Here is an 18625-nt window from a genome sequence, read left to right on the forward strand (position 1 = left end):
CCTAGGACACCGCCCTTTCACGGCGGTAACAGGGGTTCGAGTCCCCTAGGGGACGCCACTTTTAAAAGTTGTACGCGGGAATAGCTCAGTTGGTAGAGCACGACCTTGCCAAGGTCGGGGTCGCGAGTTCGAGTCTCGTTTCCCGCTCCAAATAAACGAAAACGCCGCTCATTCGAGCGGCGTTTTCGTTTCTGCGTTCTGGACTCAGGCCAGGTCGTGCTGGCGGGTCGGAGACGCCTCGATGGCGCGTTCAGCCATCTCCTTCAGTTGCCGCATGGATTCGGCCGATTCCCGGTCGATCTTGCCGCGCATCACCAGCCAGTTCGCGATCTGCATGGCCAGTCCAGTGAAACGGTACTCCAGGGTGCGGACGAACCGGGTTCCGCTGTCTTTGCCTTCGCATTCATAGGTCAGCACCAATTCCAATCCATGGGTGCCCCGAGCGGTGGCACGCCAGAGACGGCCGGGGCTGTGCTCGGTCACGTCCCAGCTCAGGTGCCCCGCGCGCCCGCCGGCGTGAATGTCTTCCTCGAAATGGCTGCCGGCCGGCAGCGGACCGGCGGGCCCGTCCACGCGAAGGGAAGACGGGTGCCATTCGGGCCAGCGGGTGGCGGTGCTGGCGTACGCCAGGACGCGCTCCGGGCTGCGGTCGATCTGCACTTCGTGCTGCATTCGGGTCATGGAGCGCTCCTGTTCCAATGGTTCCCAGTGCAGGCTGCCCTTGAGCCAGTCCATCAGCGGGAATACCAGGTTGAAGTTGTGGGTCTGCATCAGGTCGCGGCGATGGTGAAGCTCGTGCAGCCGGCGCATGTGTCTGATCCATGGCAGGCGCGAAATGGGGTGATCGGCAGGCAGGTGCTCACAGGCGTGGAAGACTTCGTAGCTGAGGTAGCCGGCCAGTAGCGTGGTGGAGAAGAGGGCGGCGATGTTGCTGTTCACGAAGCACAGCAGCCACCAGGCGGCGAACAGACCGACGCTGTAGAAGACGATCAACCAGGCGGGAAAGAGAATTACGCGCCAGTCGCGGGCGGATTCCCAGGTCATCTTCCCAGCGACGAAGAAGCTGTGGTGATCGCCCGTATGGCGCTTGTAGAACATTGAGCCAGCACGGGTCTTGTGGTGGCCAAGATTCTTGTGGATGGAGTACTCGCCCCAGTTGAAGAAGACCAGGGCCGCGGGCACTACCAGCCATTCCCAGGTTTTCACGTCGCTCAGGCTGCTGATGAAGAAAGTCAGGCAGGCCGCGCCGTAGAGCAACACGAAACCGCCATGCAACCAGACGTTGTAGAGGGGGTGGATGCCCGCCCGATAGCGGTCGCGAAAGGCCTGGGTGTCGTGGCTCATGGCTGCTCCCGCAGTCTTGTTGACATATCAGGGAGCATAGTGATGAATGCTTTATTCCGATAATGGATAGTCGAAATGAGCATTATTCATGATCCTGAATTTGCGCCGAATCGACCTGAACCTGCTGCTGGTGTTCGACGCCCTGATGCAGGAGCAGAACCTGTCGCGGGCCGCCACGCGCCTGCATATGAGTCAGCCAGCGGTGAGCAATGCCCTGGCGCGGCTGCGTAGCCAACTGGGCGAGCCGTTGTTCAAGCGCACGGCGCGCGGCATGTCACCTACCGCCCATGCCCAGGTGCTCTACGCGCCAGTACGCCAGGCGCTGAACCTGCTGCAGCTGGGGCTGGGTGCCCAGGAAGTCTTCGATCCAGCGGCCGAGCATTGCTTTCGGCTGTCGATGAACGACTACGCCCAGGCCATGCTGCTGCCGGCGCTGCTGGAACAGTTGAAGGGCGAAGCGCCGAAGGTGGTGCTGGAGGTACAGGACGATGAAGCACAAAGCCTGGTGACACGTCTGGCAACCGGCGAGCTGGACCTGGCCATCGACTACCTCTATTTCGACAACCCTGACCTCTGCTACCAGCCCCTGATGGAAGAGGAGCTGGTGGTGATCGGTCGCGCCGGACACCCGGCTTTCGCGAATAGGCTCACCCGCGAGGGCTACCTGGACAGCCAGCACGTACTGATATTGCCGCGTGCCGGTCGTGGCTCGCCGCTGGAAATCGTGCTCGGCTCTGCGAAGGTGAAGCGTCGGGTCGGGCTGCAGGTTCCCCACTACCTGTCGATCCCGCCCATCGTGGCTCGCTCCGACCTGCTGGGCACCGTGCCGCGTCGGCTGGCGCTGCACTTCGCCGCCGTCTATGCGCTGGAGGTGGCGCCGCTGCCAGTGGAGACTGCGCCCGTGCAGGTGAGCCTGATCTGGCACCGTCAGCAGGAACTGGCGCCCGGACTGGGTTGGTTGCGAGAACAGTTGGCGGAACTCGGCGCGACACTGGCCATTGGCTGATATTCATCTGCGCGCCGCCATCATTTCGATCGCAATCAGTGGCTTGAACAGCTGGACCGACAGGCGGTTCGGGGCGCTCTAGGCTCCCGGCAACAGCGCGTTTCGATGTGTCTTTGGGGTGGGGCAAACAAGTTAGCTAGCGAACGAATTGCCATTTGGGTGGGTCCTATCTTCCGAATTGATCGTTGGCCCTTGGCTAGCCGCGCATCAGCGCCTGCCGAGTCACCGGCTTTGATCGGACCCCCGATGATCCTTTCCGTTTTGCCTTGTTTGTTGTCCGGAGTTTGATTTATGAAATCTGTTATCGCCCTTGCTTCCGCCCTGACCATCGTTCTTTCGGCCACCACCGCCATGGCCGCAGGCGGCGGCGATCGCACCACCCAGCGCTGGCAGGCTCGCCTGGCGAAGGTCCAGCTGGAGCAGAAGCAGCAAGAGGCTGTCGCCGCCAAGCAGCGCGCCGAACAGGCTCGTCAGGGCTGATCCGAAGCGGCGGCCGGCGTCCTTCCCCAGGCCCCGCATTCTCGCCCCATTAAAAAGGCCCGCCCGGCAATGCCAGGCGGGCCTTTTTGCATCTGCTTAATCGCGCGTACGGCGCAGGAGCGGCCAGGAGCCGAGCAGCGCGGGCACTCCCAGGCCCAGCCAGGCCAGGCTGTCCCACCAGCCGTCGCCCAGAAGCGCGCTGAAGAGGCCCACCGCACAGAGCAGGCCGATGACCAGGGGCAGGCTGAAGGTGGATTGGCGCCACTTCATGCCGCGGCCTCCCCGGAAGAACGTTGCGCGGTGCTGCGCCGCTGGCGAACCCACCAGAGATAGAGGCCGCTGCCCAGCACGATGATGGTGAGGACATCCAGCGCGGCCCAGAGCAGTTGCATGGGGCGGCCGCCATAGTCACCGAAATGCAGTGGCTGGGACATCGCTAGTGCATCCATGTACCACGGGCGTTGGGCGACGGCGGTGACCTCCAGGGTTCGCGCGTCGATCAGCACTGGCGTCCAGAGGTGAGCGGTCAGGTGCGTGCTGCCAACCATGAACACCGTGTAGTGATGCTCGCTGGAGAAGCGCGTGCCGGGGAAGGCGATGAAATCCGCCTGCATGCCCGGAAGTGCTGCGCTGGCGATCGTGAGTACGTTGTCCGCCGGGGCGCGCTCGGTCAGCGGCGGTGCGTTGCGGTACGGCTCCACCAGCGCGGTCAGTGCGTCCTGGCGCCAGGCGCCGATCAGCAGGTCGGCACAGGCGCTGACCACGCCGGTGATACCCACCACCAGGGCCCAGGTCAGGGTGACGATGCCGATCAGGTTGTGCAGGTCCAGCCAGCGCGTGCGGGTCGAGCGCTGGTGGCGTACCTCGGCGAACTTGAGTCGGCGCATGAAGGGCGAGTAGAGCACCACGCCGGAAACGATGGCGACGACGAAGAGGACGCCCATGAATGCCAGCAGCAGCTTGCCCGGCAGGCCGACGAACATGTCCACGTGCAGGCGCAGGATGAACATCAGCACGCCGCCATTGGCCGCTGGCATCGCCAGCGCTTCGCCGGTGCGGGCGTCGAGCATGAAGGTGTGCGAAGAGTTGGGCTCGGTTCCGGCGGTGGCTGCGGTAATGGCGACCACGCCGTTGGGCTCGTCCTTTTCATAGCCCAGGTATTGCACCACCTCGCCGGGACGGTGGCGCTGGGCGGCGTCCACCAGCTGCTGCAACCCGAGGTGCGGCGTTTTCGGGGCCATCTCGCGAAGTTCGGGTGCTTCGCCGAGGAGGTGCTCCAGCTCGTGATGAAAGATCAGCGGCAAGCCGGTGAGGGCCAGCATCAGAAGGAAGAGGGTGCAGATCAGGCTGGTCCAGGTGTGGATTACGGACCAGCGGCGGATGGTGGAAGATTTCATCGGCATTCCAATGGCGAAGGCCGCCCTTGAGGCGGCCTCGGTGGTACTGGGTAACGACCTAGTGCCTTACCACTTGTAGCTGGCACTCGCGATAACGCTGCGCTCGTCGCCGTAGTAGCAGTAGAAGCCGTCGCAGGTCGAAATGTAGTCCTTGTCGAGCAGGTTGGTCGCGTTCAGCGCAAGCGAGGCGCCGGTCAGGCTGCTGTCCAGGCGACCGAGGTCGTAATGCACGGCCGCGTCGAACACGGTGTAGGAGTCCGCATGGCCCAACTCGGTGTTGGCCTGGTCGCCATAGGTGTTGCCGGTATAGCGCGCGCCGGCGCCGATGCCGAAGCCGTCGAGCACGCCGTCGTGCCAGGTGTAGTCGGTCCACAGCGAAGCCTGGCGGTTGGGCATCAGCTGCAGGCGATTGCCCTTGAACTCACCGTCCTGCACTTCGGATTCCGCCTGGGTGTAGGCGGCGATCACTTTCAGGTTTTCAGTCACGTCCGCCACGGCTTCCAGCTCCAGGCCCTTGACCTTCACTTCGCCGGTCTGGCTGGTGACGGGGATGCCGGCGATGCGGTTGGTGACCGATACGTTCTGCTGCGTCAGGTCGTAGACGGCTGCGGTGAGCATGATGTCCGTGCCGGGCGGCTGGTACTTGACGCCCAGTTCCCACTGCTTGCCCTGGGTCGGCTTGAACGACTCGGTCGGCGAGGCCGTGGCATTGCTGGTCGGCTGGAAGGACTCGGCGTACGACAGGTACGGCACGAATCCGGACTCGAACACATAGCTGAGGGCGGCATTGCCGCTGAACTCCTGGTCGCGTTCGGTGTTGGTGGCGTCGCCCTTGTTGAAGAACTCGGTGCCGGTGTGCACCCAGTCTTCGCGGCCGCCAAGGGTCAGGCGCCACTGGTCGAGGGCCATCTGATCCTGGACGTAGAGGCCGGTCTGACGGGTCTTCTGGTTGTAGTCGTAGAAGGCGTCGGAGCGCGGCGGGCGAGTGATCGGCAGGCCGTAAATCGGATCGGTCACGTTGACGCCCGGTACCTGGCCGAAGATCGACAGGAAGTTGGTGTTGCTGCGCTGGTGGTCGAGACCGAGCAGCAGGGTGTGGGTGATGTCGCCGGTGGCGAAATCAGCCTGGAAGTTGTTGTCCACGGCGAACTGGCTGATGTCCTCGTCCACGTTGGTGGAGCTGCGGCCAGTGTTGCCCTCGTCGTCGACGACAAAGCCGAAATCGGCGAAGGCCGGGATGTAGCTGTTGACGGTAATGGTCTGGAACGACAGATCGGACTTGGTGTAGCGCAGGTTCTGACGGAACTGCCAGACGTCGTTGAAGCGATGCTCGAAGGCGTAGCCCAGCGCGTAATAGGTGCGGTCGTAGTACTCGTAATTCGGGTCGCCCAGGTTCTTGTGGTGGGAGATCTCGCCGAACGGCATGTCGATCTTGGTGCCCTGGATGGGGCGGAACTGGCTGGTAACGCCGGTATCGTCGCGGGTGAACTGCGACAGCAGGGTCAGGGTGGTATCGGTGTCGATGTTCCAGGTCAGGCTGGGCGCGATGTTGTAGCGCTTGTCATCGATATGGTCGATCTGCGTGCCGCCGTCGCGTACCACGCCGCTGACGCCGTAGAGGAACTGGCCCTGCTCATCGATCTTGCCGGTGCTGGCGAAGTTGATCTGGCGGTGATTGTCGCTGCCGTACTGGACCTCGATCTCATGGCTCGCGTCGGCGCTCGGACGGCGGCTGACCATGTCCAGCAGGCCGCCAGGCGGGGTCTGGCCATACACGGACGATGCCGGGCCGCGCAGCAGGGCCAGGCGGTCCAGGTTCCAGGTTTCCGGTTTCGGGTTGGCGTATACGCCCTTGGGCAGCGGCAGGCCATCGAGGAACTGGGTCGGCTCGAAGCCACGCACGCGCATCCAGTCGAAGCGGGTGTCGCTGCCGTAGCTGCTGGAGACGATCCCCGGCATGTACTTCACGGCGTCGTCGAGGCTATGCACGCCGCGGTCTTGCATCTGCTCGCGGGTGGCGACGGAAATCGAACGCGGGACCTCGACCAGGGCCGTGTCGGTCTTGGTGCCGGCGGCGGTGCGCTTGGCCAGGTAGCCGGTGGTGGGACCCCACGCGGTTTCGTAGCTGCGACTTCCGTCGATGTTCACATCCGGCAGGCTCATCGCTTCATCGGCCACCGGCGCCAGGCTGTAGCTGTCGGTACCGTTCTGCACCAGGCGCAGGTTGCTGCCCTGCAGCGCCTTGGACAGCGCCTGCAGCGGGCTCAGCTCGCCCTGCACCGAGGGAGCGGTCTTGCCGGCGGTGAGGGCGGGGTCAACGCTGAGGATGATGCCGGCATCCGCCGCGATGCGGTTCAGGGTGCTGGCCAGCGGCGCGGAGGGCAGCTCATAGGTGTCGGCCTGGGCCTGGCTGGCCAGACTGCCAACGGTGACGGCCAGCGCCATCAGGGTGCGGCGGAAGGGTGCGGAAGCGCGTTGCATTGCGAACATCTCCTAAGTGAGAAATCGTCTCAATGCCTTCTTGCCGAGCCAGAATCGAAAAGTGACAGGGGGACGCTAAATTTTTTTCCCCGTCCCTGGGTGTCGTTGTTTTCGAGGTGGGCAGCGCCGCGCTGCCCACCTTGCATCTTCAGTCCTTGGCCGGCACTACGCGTGTCCACCAGTGACCCATGCGCTCGATGCGTACGGGCAGGCTGGGGGGCAGGGCGGCCAGTGCCTTGTCGCTGTCGTTGAGCGGGAAGACGCCGCTGATACGCAGGTCGTCCAGGCCAGGGTCCAGGCCCAGATAACCTTCGTGGTACTCGCTCAGGGTGTCGAGCAACTGGGACAGCGGCATGTCTTCCGCCACCAGCAATCCCCGGCTCCAGGCTTCGGCACCCACGGGGGCGGCGCGCGTGGGCCCAAGATGGTTGTTGTCGATCCAGACCTGCTCGCCAGCGCGGACCACCCGCTCGGCTGAGCCGTTGTGCGGTCGTGCCGCTACGGCGGATTCCAGCACGATCAACTGGGTCGCCTCGCCGTCGCGGCGCACGAGGAAGCGGGTGCCGAGAGGCTGCAGACGGCCCTGATCGGTTTCGATGATGAAGGGGCGCGGGTCGTCGTGGCCGGTCTTCACCAGGATTTCACCGCTGCGCAGATAGATACGGCGCTGCGGACCGTCGAAATCGATGTCCAGTGCAGTGCGGCTGTTGAGTTGCACGAGGCTGCTGTCCGCGAGGCGCAGTTCACGGTGTTCGCCGTTGGCCGTTCTTTCATCGGCCAGGTAATCGCCGAGCGGACGCTGCTGGGCCAGCAGGCCAAGGCCAAGCCCAACCGCCAGAACCAGGGCCAAGGCATTGCCAGCCAGGCGATGCAGGCTGCGCCGACGTACGCCGCCACCGCGTAGTAGGGCGCGTCTGGCGTGGGGGGAGGCTGCCGCTGCCAGTTGCTGGTCGATGCCGGAAAGCTGCTGCCATACCTGGGCATGTTCGGGGTGCGCGCCGAGCCAGCGGCGGAACTCGTGCCGCTCCTGATCGGTGGCCTCACCGGAGTCCAGGCGCAGTTGCCAGGCGATGGCCTCGTCCAGCGCGCGTGCGGACACCCGGCTCATACCGGCTCCCCGTACAGGGCGATGTAGCACTGGCGCATGCCCTGGGCCAGGTATTGGCGAACCCGCGAGGGGGAAACGCCCAGGCGCTCGGCAATCTCGGCATGGCCGAGGCCGTCGACGCGGTTATAGAGGAATGCGGCGCGTGCCTTGCTGGACAGCTGGCCGAGCAGGCGATCGATTTCGCGCAGGCTTTCCAGGACCAGTGCCTGGTCTTCGGGACTCGGGTGCAAGTCTTCGGAGGTCTGGGCCAGCTCTTCCAGGTAGGCGCGCTCCAGGTCATTGCGGCGGAACTGGTCGACCAGCAGCCCACGGGCGATGGTGGCCAGCAGGGCGCGGGGTTCGCGGGGCGGTTGCAGGTCGGTTCGCGCGAGGAGGCGGACGAAAGTGTCCTGGCTCACGTCCTCGGCGCGATGGGGGCATTGCACCGTCTTGCGAAGCCAGTGGAACAGCCAGTCGCGATGGTCTCGGTAAAGCAGCCCTACCAGTTGCGGATTCGCGGAATTACCGGCCGACACGCTGACCTCATTGAGAAGTACTTGAAAGAGTGTTTACGAATGATTCGCAATGATGGCAGAGGCTGGCACCTTGCCGCAATTGTGTCGGTAAATCGGGCGATGGGTGGCGGAACTTGGGAACAAGAAGGGGCGGTCAGAGTGCCGCCCCGGCAGGGGTCAGTGCTTGTTGCCGTTTTCCGGCAGGGCCAGCAGTTGCTTTTCGTGGTTCCAGTCGAACGGCTCGCCATTCTGCTCGGCTTCGTAGCGGCGCTCGTCGAGGCGCTGGAACAGCTCGATTTCTTCGTCGGGCATGAAGTGCAGGCAGTCGCCGCCGAAGAACCAGAGCAGGTCGCGCGGCACCAGGTGGGCGATCTGCGGGTAGCGATGGAAGACCTGGCTGATCAGGTCCTGGCCGAGATACAGGCTGCCTTCCGGATCACGCGGGAGTTCACTCATCAGGTCGTCGAAACGCTCGACGAAGAGCGCATGGTTCTCCTCGGGAACCTGCTCTGCCTCGCCCAGGGCGACCAGGATGCTGCGCAGGTGAGCGAGCAGGGCGAGGTGGTGGTCGAGATAGGGATTGGACATGGCGGACTTCCTGAAGCTGGATCGGGCGCGGGAGTATAAGGCCCGCCGCGCCCTCTGTCCTGCCCACTGGCTTAGCGGATCTTGCCCGCGCTGGGTGCCAGTTCCTCCTTGCTGAAGTCGTCGACGTCTATGACCCGCCGTCGGGCCGCCTCGAGGGCGCGGAGCTGCGTGGCACCCTCCGCATCCAGCAGTCCCGCGGCCAGGGCCGCATCCACCAGCGGTTCCTCAGGGACGGGATTCAGGCTGCCCGCCTTGAGTGCATGTTGCAGCTTGCGCTGCAAGGGTTGGCAGTGGTTGGCGAGGTCGACGGCTTGTTGCAGGGCGCCCACCGGGTCGTCTGCCGATTGCGGTCGGTAGCAGCCGGCGAGCAGTTCCTCCAGCGCCGGATCGCCCCGGTCACGACCGATCACCCCGGCGACTTCGGCGGCCAGTGCATCCGAGGGACCGGGGTGGCGGCGGCCAAGCGGGAACACCAGCACGCGCAGCACTGCGCCCATGAACGCATTGGGGAAGTTGTCGAGCAGTCCGTCCAGGGCCTGCTCGGCCTTGCCCAGGCTTTCCTCCAGCGCCCAGCGCACCAGTGGTTGCAGGTATTCGGGATAGTCGCGGTCGTGATAGCGCTTGAGGGCCGCCGATGCCAGGTAGAGGTAGCTCAGGGCGTCGCCGAGTCGCGCGGACAGGCGCTCGCGGCGTTTCAGCTCACCGCCGAGCAGCAGCATGCTGCTGTCGGCGAGCAGGGCGAAGGACGCGGCCAGACGGTCGAGGGCGCGGAAGTAGGGGCGGCAAAGATTGTCGCCGGGCGCGTCGCCGATGCGCCCGAGGCTTAGGCCCAGCAACAGGCTGCTGGCGGCATTGCCCACGGCGAAGCCAATGTGCCCGAGCAGCAACTGGTCGAACTCCTCCAGTGCCTGCTCGGGGTCATCGTGGCCGGCCAGGGCCATTTCCTTGAGGACGAACGGATGGCAACGGATCGCGCCCTGGCCAAAGATCATCAGGTTGCGCGAGAGGATGTTGGCGCCTTCCACCGTGATGGAGATGGGCGCCCCCTGCCATGCGCGGCCCAGGTAGTTGTTCGGACCGAGGATGATGCCCTTGCCGCCATGCACGTCCATGGCGAGGCCAATGCATTCGCGGCCGCGCTCGGTGAGGTGGTACTTGAGGATGGCCGACAGCACCGAAGGCTTTTCGCCCAGGTCCACCGCGCTGGCGGTGAGGATGCGAGCGCTGTCCATCAGCCAGGCGTTGCCGGCAATGCGCGCCAGGGCTTCCTGGATGCCTTCGAACGCCGCCAGGGGCACGTTGAACTGTTCGCGGACGCGGGCGTACTGGCCCGTCACCAGGCTGGTGAACTTGGCGGCACCGGTGGAGGCGGCGGGAAGGGAAATGGAGCGGCCCACCGAGAGGCAATTCATCAGCATCATCCAACCCTTGCCGAGCATGGTCTGGCCGCCGATGACGAAGTCGAGCGGCACGAACACATCCTTGCCGGAATTCGGACCGTTCATGAAAGCCGCACCCAAGGGGAGGTGGCGCCGACCGATTTCCACGCCGGGGGTATTCGTCGGGATGAGCGCCAGGCTGATGCCGAGTTCTTCCTCTTCTCCCAGCAGATACTCCGGGTCGTAGGCCTTGAATGCCAACCCGAGCAAGGTGGCCACCGGACCGAGCGTGATGTAGCGCTTTTCCCAGGTCAGGCGCAGGCCGATTACTTCCTCGCCTTGCCACTGGCCCTTGCAGACGATGCCGACGTCCGGCATGGCGCCGGCATCCGAACCGGCGAGCGGTCCGGTGAGGGCGAAGCAGGGGATGTCCTCGCCGCTAGCCAGGCGTGGCAGATAGTGTTGGCGCTGCTCGTCGGTACCGTAATGCAGCAGCAGTTCGGCGGGGCCGAGCGAGTTGGGCACCATCACGGTGGAGGCCAGGTCGCCGCTACGGGTTGCGAGCTTCATCGCGACCTGGGAGTGGGCATAGGCAGAAAAACCCTTGCCGCCATATTCCTTCGGAATGATCAGGGCGAAGAATCCGTGCTGCTTGATGTGCGCCCAGGCCTCGGGCGGCAGGTCGAGTTGCTGGCCGATCTGCCAGTCGCTGACCATGGCGCAGAGTTCTTCAGTGGGGCCGTCGAGGAAGGCCTGTTCCTCTTCGGTCAGCTGCGGGCGAGGGGAATCCAGGAGCTTGCGCCAGTCCGGACGTCCGCTGAACAGTTCGCCGTCCCACCAGACCGTGCCGGCCTCGATGGCATCGCGCTCGGTCTCGGACATCGGCGGCAGCACGCGCTGGAACCAGGCAAACAGCGGTGCGCTGAGCCATTGCCTGCGCAGCCCAGGGAGCAGCAGCGGCAGGGCGACGGCCAGCCAGAGCAGCCAGAACACCAGCAGCAACCAGCCCGGGGGATGGCCGAATAGCCCCATCAGCAAGAGAAAACCGGCGACCAACCCCAGTGCGGGCAGGGGGGGCGTGCGGTGGTGGGCGAGCAAGGCGACGCCCAGGATCAGGGCGAGTAACCAGAGCAACAGCATGGTCGATCCTCCTTGATGGCGGCGCGGGACCGTCACGAGATTAGTCGCCAGCCATGAGCATGGCGACAGGAACGGCGAGCTTGGCCGGAATGTCGTACCCGGGGTCGCGGGGCGCTGGATAGACTTGCGTGTCACCCGTAGGAGAGCACGCCATGCAGCACTACCTGGAGCCCGGCCGCTTCGTTGATAGTGACCACCCCCTGGTGGTCGAGTTCGCGCAAATGCACCGTGGCGCAAGCCGCGACCCCATCGAGCAGGCGGTCAGCCTGTACCGCGCGGTGCGTGACGAGATTCGCTACAACCCCTATGTGTTCAGCCGCGACCCGCAGACCCTGAAGGCCAGCCATGCGCTGGGCGCTCGCGAATCCTACTGCGTGCCCAAGGCGATCCTGCTGGCAGCCTGCGCGCGGCATTGCGGCATTCCTGCACGCATCGGCCTGGCCGACGTACGCAACCACCTGGCCACGCCCCGGTTGCTGGAACTCTTGCGCAGCGAAGTGTTCGCCATGCACGGCTACACCGAGTTGCACCTCGACGGTCGTTGGGTCAAGGCCACACCAGCGTTCAACCTGGCGCTGTGCCGACTGTTCAATGTGCCGCCGCTGGAGTTCGACGGTCGCCAGGACAGCGTCTTCCACCCGTTCAACAAGAAGGGCGAGCGCTACATGGAATACCTGGCTGACCACGGCCAGTTCGCGGACCTGCCCGAGCAGCTGTTCTTCGACCACCTTGCCTCGGTTTACCCGCACCTGTTCCGTGAAGGTGCGGCTTTCCTGACCGGTGACCTGCATGCCGAGGCTGGCGCAGCGAGCTGACGCACAGTTTCATGAGTAAAGTTTGCCGGGCGCTTTGCCATTAACCGGCCTGCCAGTAGCATCGTCGCATTGCACAGGGAGCGACGAATGCGAACCAAACTGGATGCCTGTCTGCACGCGGTCAATCAGGTAGTGCTGGGCAAGGAAGCACAGGTGCGCCTGGCCCTGACCTGCCTGCTGGCCCGTGGACACCTGCTGATCGAAGACCTGCCCGGCATGGGCAAGACAACCCTGGGCCAGGCCCTGGCCAGGGTGCTGGGGCTGAGCTTCCAGCGCATCCAGTTCACCTCGGATCTCTTGCCCGGCGACATCCTCGGCACCTCGGTGTTCGACAAGGACAGCAGCCAGTTCGTCTTCCACCCCGGACCGGTATTTGCCGAGCTGGTGCTGGCCGACGAGATCAATCGCGCCACGCCCAAAAGCCAGAGCGCATTGCTGGAAGCCATGGAGGAGGGGCAGGTGACCATCGAGGGGGCGACTCGCCCGCTGCCGGAGCCCTTCTTCGTCATCGCCACGCAGAACCCGGCGAGCCAGGGTGGCACCTTCGCCTTGCCGGAGTCGCAGCTGGATCGCTTCCTTATGCGCCTGTCCCTCGGCTATCCGGCCAGGGCGGCGGAGAAGGCGCTGCTGCAAGGTGAAGCGCGGCGCGAGCTGCTGCCGCGCCTGGAGCCCATCTTCAATCACGCTGAACTCGGGCTGATCCAGGCGGAAGTACCCAAGGTGTTAGCCCGCGACGCACTGGTGGATTACGTGCTGCGCCTGGTGGATGCCACCCGCAGCCAACCGCAGTTCGCCTGGGGCCTGTCGCCCCGCGCCAGCCTGGCGTTGCTGTCGGCGGCGCGTGCCTGGGCGCTGCTGGCGGGGCGCGATTATGTGATTCCGGAAGATGTCCAGGCGGTCCTGCCTTCGGTGGTCGGCCACCGCCTGCGCGAGCGCGCCGATCCTTCCGGCCATGGCGGCGGCGCGCTGGTGCAGTGGTTGCTGCGCGAAGTGCCGGCCCTCTGATGTTGGAACTCCAGGTCGACCGCTGGCTGGCGCGGCGCATCCCGGCAGCGAACCAGGTGCGCCTGAATCAGCGGCGGATCTTCATTCTGCCCACCCGCGCCGGTGCCGCTTTCGGGCTGGCCCTCCTGCCGATGCTGCTGGTGGCGATCAATTACCAGAACAGCCTGGCCTACGCGCTGACCTTCCTGCTGCTGTCGGTGTTCCTGGTGGCCATCCTGCATACCTTCCGCAACCTTGCGGGGCTGAACCTCAAGGCGGCTGGCGGGGCGCCCGTATTCCTCGGCGAGCAGGCGCATTTCCACGTCACGCTGGAAAGCGGCGGCCGCGAACACCAGGCCATTGCGCTGGGCTGGCCGCCCTTACCGTTGCAGGTGCAGGACGTAGCGGCCAATGGCGCCTGCGAGGTCGAGCTGCACGTGCCCACCCGGCATCGTGGCTGGCTGCGGCCCCGGCGTCTGCGTGTCGAAAGCCGTTATCCGCTCGGCTTACTGGTGGCGTGGAGCTGGGTGGACCTGGATCAGGCCTTGCTGGTCTATCCGCGCCCGCTGGAGGGCGACCTTCCGCTGATGCCCGGCCGTGGTGATGATGACGGCGACGATGGCCAGCATGTGCTCGGCGCCGGGGCGGACGACTACCAGGGCCTGCGCGCCTACCAGCCGGGCGATTCGCGCCGGCGCTTGCACTGGAAGGCATTTTCCCGTGGCCAGGGGCTGTTCGTGAAAGACTTCGCCGCCCTGGCCGGACGCGACATCTGGCTCGACCTCGACCGACTGGACGGCGACCTGGAGCAGCGCCTGAGTCTGCTCTGCTACTGGGTGCTGCAGTTTTCCACCCGTGGCCAGCCGTTCGGCCTGCGCCTGGGCGGCCAGGAACTGGGGGCCGATGTCGGCGAAGGGCACCGGGAAGCCTGTCTGCGGGCCCTGGCCCTGTTCGGAACAGCGCAATGAAGGCCAGGCTGCCGATTACCCGGATCGGCCTGACCTGGCTGCTGGTGGCGCAGGTGCTGGTGATCCTGCCGCACCTGCCTTATCTGCCGCTGTGGATCATCGCCATGTGGCTGGGCTGCGCTGCCTGGCGCATCCAGATATTCCGCATGCGCGCGCAGTACCCCAGGGGCACGGTCAAGGCCGCGCTGATTCTGGCGATCGCCCTGGGTGTTTTCTTCTCCAGGGGCACCCTGGTGGGGCTGGAGGCAGCGGTCGTGCTGCTGGTGGCGGTGTTCATCCTCAAGCTTGTGGAACTGCGCACCCAGCGTGATGCGCTGGTGCTGGTCCTGCTCGGGTTTTTCACCCAGGTGACGGCCTACCTCTTCAACGACGGCATGTTGGCCGGCCTGTACAGCCTGCTGCCCCTTTGTGCGTTGTTGGCTTCACTGGTGGGGTTGCAGCAGAGCCGCTTCGCCGAACGCCCGCTGGTGCCGTTGAAGGCGGCGGGCAGCCTGTTGCTGCAGGCGATACCGCTGATGCTTTTGCTGTTCATGTTCTTTCCGCGCCTGGGGCCGTTGTGGTCGCTGCCCTTGCCGGGCGACAAGGGCGTCACTGGGCTCTCGGATGCCATGAGTCCGGCGGATATCGCTGAACTGAGCCGCTCCGGTGATCTGGCCTTCCGCGCCAGCTTCGAAGGACCGGTACCGCCGATGAGCCAGCTCTACTGGCGCGCGCTGACGCTCGAGCGATTCGATGGGCGTCGCTGGTCCCAGTCCCTTACGTCCCAGTTCGGCCAGGAGGCGGACTGGCGCCGCGAAGGTGAACCGCTGCGCTACAGCATCGTCATGCAGCCCAGCGGCAGGCCGTGGCTGTTCGGCCTGGACGTGGCCGAGACGCGCGAGGAAGGCGTACGCGCCCGGGGCGACTTCCGCCTCGAACGACGCACACCGGTGGATCGCCCGCTGCTCTATCAGGTCACCTCCTGGCCCCAGGCCGTGCGTGAACCCGAGGGCAACCCCGATGCTCTGCGCAGGGCCCTGCAGCTGCCGCCGAACGGAGAGTCGCGAACGCGAGCCTGGGCCGAGGAGCTCAAGCGGCAGCACGCCGAACCGCAACAGCTGGTGGATGCACTGCTGGCGCATTTCAATCGCGAGCCCTATGTCTACACGCTCAAGCCGCCGCCTCTCGGAGAGAACAACATCGATGCGTTCCTCTTCGATACGCGCCGGGGTTTCTGCGCCCATTACGCCGGCGCCATGACCTTCATCCTGCGAGCCGCCGGGGTTCCCGCGCGGGTCGTCGCCGGTTACCAGGGTGGCGAACTCAATCCCGCCGGCAACTATGTGCTGGTGCACCAGTTCGATGCGCATGCCTGGGTGGAGTACTGGCTGCCGGGACGCGGTTGGATCAGCGTCGATCCCACCTTCCAGGTGGCGCCCAACCGCATCGAACTTGGCCTTGAAGATGCCGTGGCCCGCGAACAGAGTTTCCTCGAGGGCTCGCCCCTATCTCCGTTGCGCTTTCGACAGCTGGGGTGGCTGAACCAGGCGCGCCTGGCCTGGGACAATCTCAACTACGGCTGGCAACGCTGGGTGCTGGGCTATCAGGGTGAGGCCCAGATGGAACTGGTGCGGCGCTGGTTCGGCAGCCTGGATGGACGCTCGCTCGGTCTCGGCATGGTCGGTGCTGGAGCGGTGCTGATGGCACTGCTGGCCGTGTTCCTGTTCGCGCCCTGGCGCCGTGGGCGTGACCCGCAGCTGCGTCAGTTCGAAGTGTTCGAGCGACTGCTGGCGCGTCATGGCGTAGTGCGCGGCAAGGGCGAAGGGCCGCGCGCCTTCGCTGAACGCGCGAGTCGCGAGTTGCCCCGGCAAGCGGCCCAGATCCGCGCGTTTCTCGCTGCATTCGAGGCCAGCCGATACGCCAGCCAGCGGGCGTCCGATCCCGCCACGCAGCTGCGCGCCCTGCGCAAGGCATTGCCCTGGCGCCTGCGTGGAACGCGCGGATGATCCATGCTGAGTAACCTGCCGCAGTCATTTGCGTGCCTGATCCCTGGAGAGACCGACGATGGCCGGAATGCTGGATGACCTGATCGCCCAAGTCATTGGTCTGGAGATTCGCCTGCATGCCTGTGCCGAGCGCCTGGCGGCCGGCACGGATGATGAGGCCCTGCATGACCTGCGCGTCGCTACCCGGCGCCTGCGCAGCCTGCTGCGGCCGTTTCGTGGCTTGCCTGCGGTCGATGTGCTGAACGAGTCGGCTGCCGCCCTGGCCGGTCTGAGCGGGCCGCTGCGAGATCTGGAAGTGCTGATCATCGAGTTGCGCAGCCACGGTCTGGATCGGCTGACGACTGACCGCGAACGTGCGCGGCACCTTGGCTACGCGCAGCTCCTGCTAGCGCCGGAGCTTGCTCGTCTCTTCCAGGTGCTCGAAGCCTGGCCCCATCTGATGCGCGTGTGCGAGCGCGAGGGATTACTGAAGGGCTTGCAGGGCGCCGTGGGCAAGTCGCTTCGCAAGAGTCGCCGTCGGCTCATACAAGCGCTGGAGGATCCTTCCCATGACCGCCATCGCCTGCGTCTGTTGATCAAGCGCCTGCGCTACGGCGTGGAAGCCCATCCGGACCTGATCGGCTTGTCGCCCAAGACCCAGAGGCTGCTGGTGGGCGCGCAATCGGCCCTGGGCAAGTGGCACGACAACGTGCAGTGGCTGGTCCGTGCGGAGCGGGAGCCGGACCTGCGTCCGCGAATTCGAGCCTGGCAGGTGGCGCTGCATGCCGCCGAAGTGCGTTCGGACCGGGTTCTGGAGAAGCTGCTGCGGCGTCTGGCCTGATCGATCGTGGCCGTTATCCCGTTGGCGTTGGCGCGGCAGCCCTGTGACGCGTCTTTCGAGCCGGTGGGGCAATGCCCTAAGATCGCCGACTGAACGATTTACTACAGGGACTGCAGATGAAATTTTTCTCCGAACTGATCCAGGCGGCTCGCAGCAATTCGAATGCAATCGTGGTGCCTGCCACCTGGGGACAGGGGCGGGCGGTCTTCGGTGGCGTCGTTGCGGCGCTGGCGTTCGAAGCCATGCGTGCCAAGGTCGAGGCGGGTCGGCCCGTTCGATCCCTGGCGATGACGTTCGTCGGTCCACTTGAGCCCGAAGTGCCTGCCAGTTTCGAGGCCGAACTGTTACGCGAAGGCAAGGCGGTGAGCCAGGTGTTCTGCCGCGTGGTGCAGAAGGGTCAGGTGGTGGCGTTGGTGCAAGGCAGCTTCGGCGGTTCGCGCCAGTCGGTGGTGCAGATGACCGCCGAGCCCGCCCCCGACATGAAGCCCGCCGCTGATTGCTTCGAATTGCCCTTCATCCCGGGCGTTACGCCGGAGTTCACCCGTCACCTGGCCATGCGCTGGGCCATCGGCGGCATGCCGTTCTCCGGAAGCCGCGAACGCGACATGGGCGGCTGGGTCCGTTTCCGGGGAGAAGTAGATCGGGAACCTGTCACTGAGGCCCATCTGCTGGCCCTGGTCGATGCCTGGCCGCCGGCTACGGTACCGCACCTCCCAGCGCCCGCACCGGGTAGCACGCTGACCTGGACCATCGAATTCGTGCAGCCGCTACCCGAGCTGGATACCCATGACTGGTGCAAATATCGCGCGCGCATCGAGCACGCGAGCGATGGTTACGGCCATGCGTCAGCGGCGCTGTGGACGCCGGACGGCCAGCTGGTGGCCATGAGTCGGCAGACCGTGGTGGTGTTTGGCTGATTGCGCCTTTCCGTAGGTTGGGCCGGGCGGCGTTCCGCGAGCGCAGCGAAGCCCAACGTGGCGCGGTATCAGGTCCGCACTGTTGGGCTTCGCGTAGCTCAGCCGCAACCTACAGTTAGGGCGGCGACCATTCGTGATCAGCGCTTCTTGTTGCGCCAGTTGCGCCACCACTGGCCACTGAGCAGGAAGCGCGGGAAGGTAATGAACTGCTCCACCAGCAACCGGCCGACAGCGTCCTTGCGATCGTGGAAGGGTTCCGGTGCCACCGCTTCCATCCTGTGCCCGCGTCCTTGCAGTGCAAGGGAGGCGACGATGCCGATGATGCCGAGCACGAACGGCCGGAAGCCCAGATTGAACAGCCCGTACACCAGGGTGATGGCCGCCAGGATGAACAGCGGCACGGCAATCACATGCAGGATCAGGTTGGCTGGATGCTGGTGATTGTCGGAGTAGGTCCGCCATTGCCACGCATGCAGGTTGGGAAGTCGTTTGCCCATGTCCGTCTCCTTGGGGGAATGTCGGCAGCATAGACCGGCCCTGATGGGCCGGCGAATGCCTTCTCCCTATGGAGCGGATAGCCTGTCGCCGAACTCTGCTGGATCTCGCGAGCTAGAGAAGAACAAGGCGAAAGAGGCTGAGGGGGCGGAGTTTACGAGCTGTAAATGAGCAAGCCCGAAGCCTCTTTTAACGCAGTTGTTCCGACGCGCAGCAGATCCAGC

At 65.2% G+C, this 18625-nt stretch carries 17 protein-coding genes and 1 tRNA gene; 9 read left to right on the plus strand and 9 right to left on the minus strand.

Annotation, left to right across the window (positions count from 1 at the left end; genetic code table 11):
- Positions 1-74: 74 nt before the first annotated feature.
- Positions 75-150, plus strand: a tRNA-Gly gene (locus E8E95_RS01435).
- A gap of 54 nt (positions 151-204) precedes the next feature.
- Here E8E95_RS01435 and E8E95_RS01440 read toward each other — a convergent pair.
- Positions 205-1344: an SRPBCC family protein gene (locus tag E8E95_RS01440; protein ID WP_280347587.1), complete on the minus strand. Its 1140-nt coding sequence runs from the start codon at positions 1342-1344 to the stop codon at positions 205-207.
- A gap of 88 nt (positions 1345-1432) precedes the next feature.
- Here E8E95_RS01440 and E8E95_RS01445 point away from each other — a divergent pair, with 88 nt between their 5' ends.
- Both E8E95_RS01445 and E8E95_RS01450 read left to right on the plus strand, forming a co-directional pair.
- Complete coding sequence (locus E8E95_RS01445; RefSeq protein WP_280347589.1) at positions 1433-2350, plus strand: LysR family transcriptional regulator; 918 nt, start codon at positions 1433-1435, stop codon at positions 2348-2350.
- A gap of 291 nt (positions 2351-2641) precedes the next feature.
- Positions 2642-2830: a hypothetical protein gene (locus tag E8E95_RS01450; protein ID WP_179062743.1), complete on the plus strand. Its 189-nt coding sequence runs from the start codon at positions 2642-2644 to the stop codon at positions 2828-2830.
- Positions 2831-2926: 96 nt separating this feature from the next.
- Here the strand turns inward: E8E95_RS01450 and E8E95_RS01455 are convergent, their stop codons facing one another.
- The 7 genes from E8E95_RS01455 to E8E95_RS01485 form a co-directional block, all read right to left on the minus strand.
- On the minus strand, positions 2927-3100 hold the full coding sequence (locus tag E8E95_RS01455; RefSeq protein ID WP_280347591.1) for a hypothetical protein: 174 nt from the start codon (positions 3098-3100) through the stop codon (positions 2927-2929).
- Positions 3097-4227, minus strand: coding sequence for a PepSY-associated TM helix domain-containing protein (locus E8E95_RS01460; RefSeq protein WP_280347593.1), 1131 nt, complete (start codon positions 4225-4227; stop codon positions 3097-3099). The genes E8E95_RS01455 and E8E95_RS01460 overlap by 4 nt, the downstream gene beginning before the upstream one ends.
- A gap of 66 nt (positions 4228-4293) precedes the next feature.
- A complete protein-coding gene (locus E8E95_RS01465; RefSeq protein ID WP_280347737.1) occupies positions 4294-6672 on the minus strand; it encodes a TonB-dependent siderophore receptor in 2379 nt (792 codons plus the stop codon).
- 184 nt (positions 6673-6856) lie between these two features.
- Positions 6857-7816 carry a FecR family protein gene (locus tag E8E95_RS01470; protein WP_280347595.1) on the minus strand — a complete coding sequence of 320 codons (960 nt, stop codon included), beginning with the start codon at positions 7814-7816 and terminating at the stop codon, positions 6857-6859.
- Positions 7813-8331, minus strand: a complete 519-nt coding sequence (locus tag E8E95_RS01475) for an RNA polymerase sigma factor (RefSeq protein ID WP_280347598.1) — start codon at positions 8329-8331, stop codon at positions 7813-7815. Before E8E95_RS01475 ends, E8E95_RS01470 begins: the two co-directional genes overlap by 4 nt.
- Before the next feature lie 156 nt (positions 8332-8487).
- Positions 8488-8898, minus strand: a complete 411-nt coding sequence (locus tag E8E95_RS01480) for a PA2817 family protein (RefSeq protein WP_280347600.1) — start codon at positions 8896-8898, stop codon at positions 8488-8490.
- 71 nt (positions 8899-8969) lie between these two features.
- Entirely contained in the window at positions 8970-11417 is a 2448-nt protein-coding gene (locus tag E8E95_RS01485; RefSeq protein ID WP_280347602.1) for an acyl-CoA dehydrogenase, read from the minus strand.
- 152 nt (positions 11418-11569) lie between these two features.
- On the opposite strand from E8E95_RS01485, the gene E8E95_RS01490 reads away from it, so the two are divergent.
- The 6 genes from E8E95_RS01490 (at position 11570) to E8E95_RS01515 (ending at position 17906) form a co-directional block, all read left to right on the plus strand.
- Positions 11570-12232, plus strand: a complete 663-nt coding sequence (locus E8E95_RS01490; RefSeq protein WP_280347604.1) for a transglutaminase family protein — start codon at positions 11570-11572, stop codon at positions 12230-12232.
- An 87-nt stretch (positions 12233-12319) separates the two neighbouring features.
- Positions 12320-13237, plus strand: a complete 918-nt coding sequence (locus tag E8E95_RS01495) for a MoxR family ATPase (protein WP_280347606.1) — start codon at positions 12320-12322, stop codon at positions 13235-13237.
- The gene (locus E8E95_RS01500; RefSeq protein ID WP_280347608.1) at positions 13237-14184 is read left to right on the plus strand and encodes a DUF58 domain-containing protein; all 948 of its coding nucleotides are present in this window, start codon (positions 13237-13239) and stop codon (positions 14182-14184) included. The genes E8E95_RS01495 and E8E95_RS01500 overlap by 1 nt, the downstream gene beginning before the upstream one ends.
- Positions 14181-16169, plus strand: a complete 1989-nt coding sequence (locus tag E8E95_RS01505; RefSeq protein WP_280347610.1) for a DUF3488 and DUF4129 domain-containing transglutaminase family protein — start codon at positions 14181-14183, stop codon at positions 16167-16169. Before E8E95_RS01500 ends, E8E95_RS01505 begins: the two co-directional genes overlap by 4 nt.
- 58 nt (positions 16170-16227) lie before the next feature.
- Positions 16228-16989: a CHAD domain-containing protein gene (locus E8E95_RS01510; protein ID WP_280347612.1), complete on the plus strand. Its 762-nt coding sequence runs from the start codon at positions 16228-16230 to the stop codon at positions 16987-16989.
- 116 nt (positions 16990-17105) lie between these two features.
- A complete protein-coding gene (locus E8E95_RS01515; protein WP_280347614.1) occupies positions 17106-17906 on the plus strand; it encodes an acyl-CoA thioesterase domain-containing protein in 801 nt (266 codons plus the stop codon).
- A gap of 137 nt (positions 17907-18043) precedes the next feature.
- Here E8E95_RS01515 and E8E95_RS01520 read toward each other — a convergent pair whose 3' ends face one another.
- Complete coding sequence (locus tag E8E95_RS01520) at positions 18044-18403, minus strand: Mpo1-like protein (RefSeq protein WP_280347616.1); 360 nt, start codon at positions 18401-18403, stop codon at positions 18044-18046.
- Positions 18404-18625 lie beyond the last annotated feature (222 nt).

Source organism: Pseudomonas sp. BN414 (assembly GCF_029871275.1).
Lineage (GTDB): Bacteria > Pseudomonadota > Gammaproteobacteria > Pseudomonadales > Pseudomonadaceae > Metapseudomonas > Metapseudomonas resinovorans_C.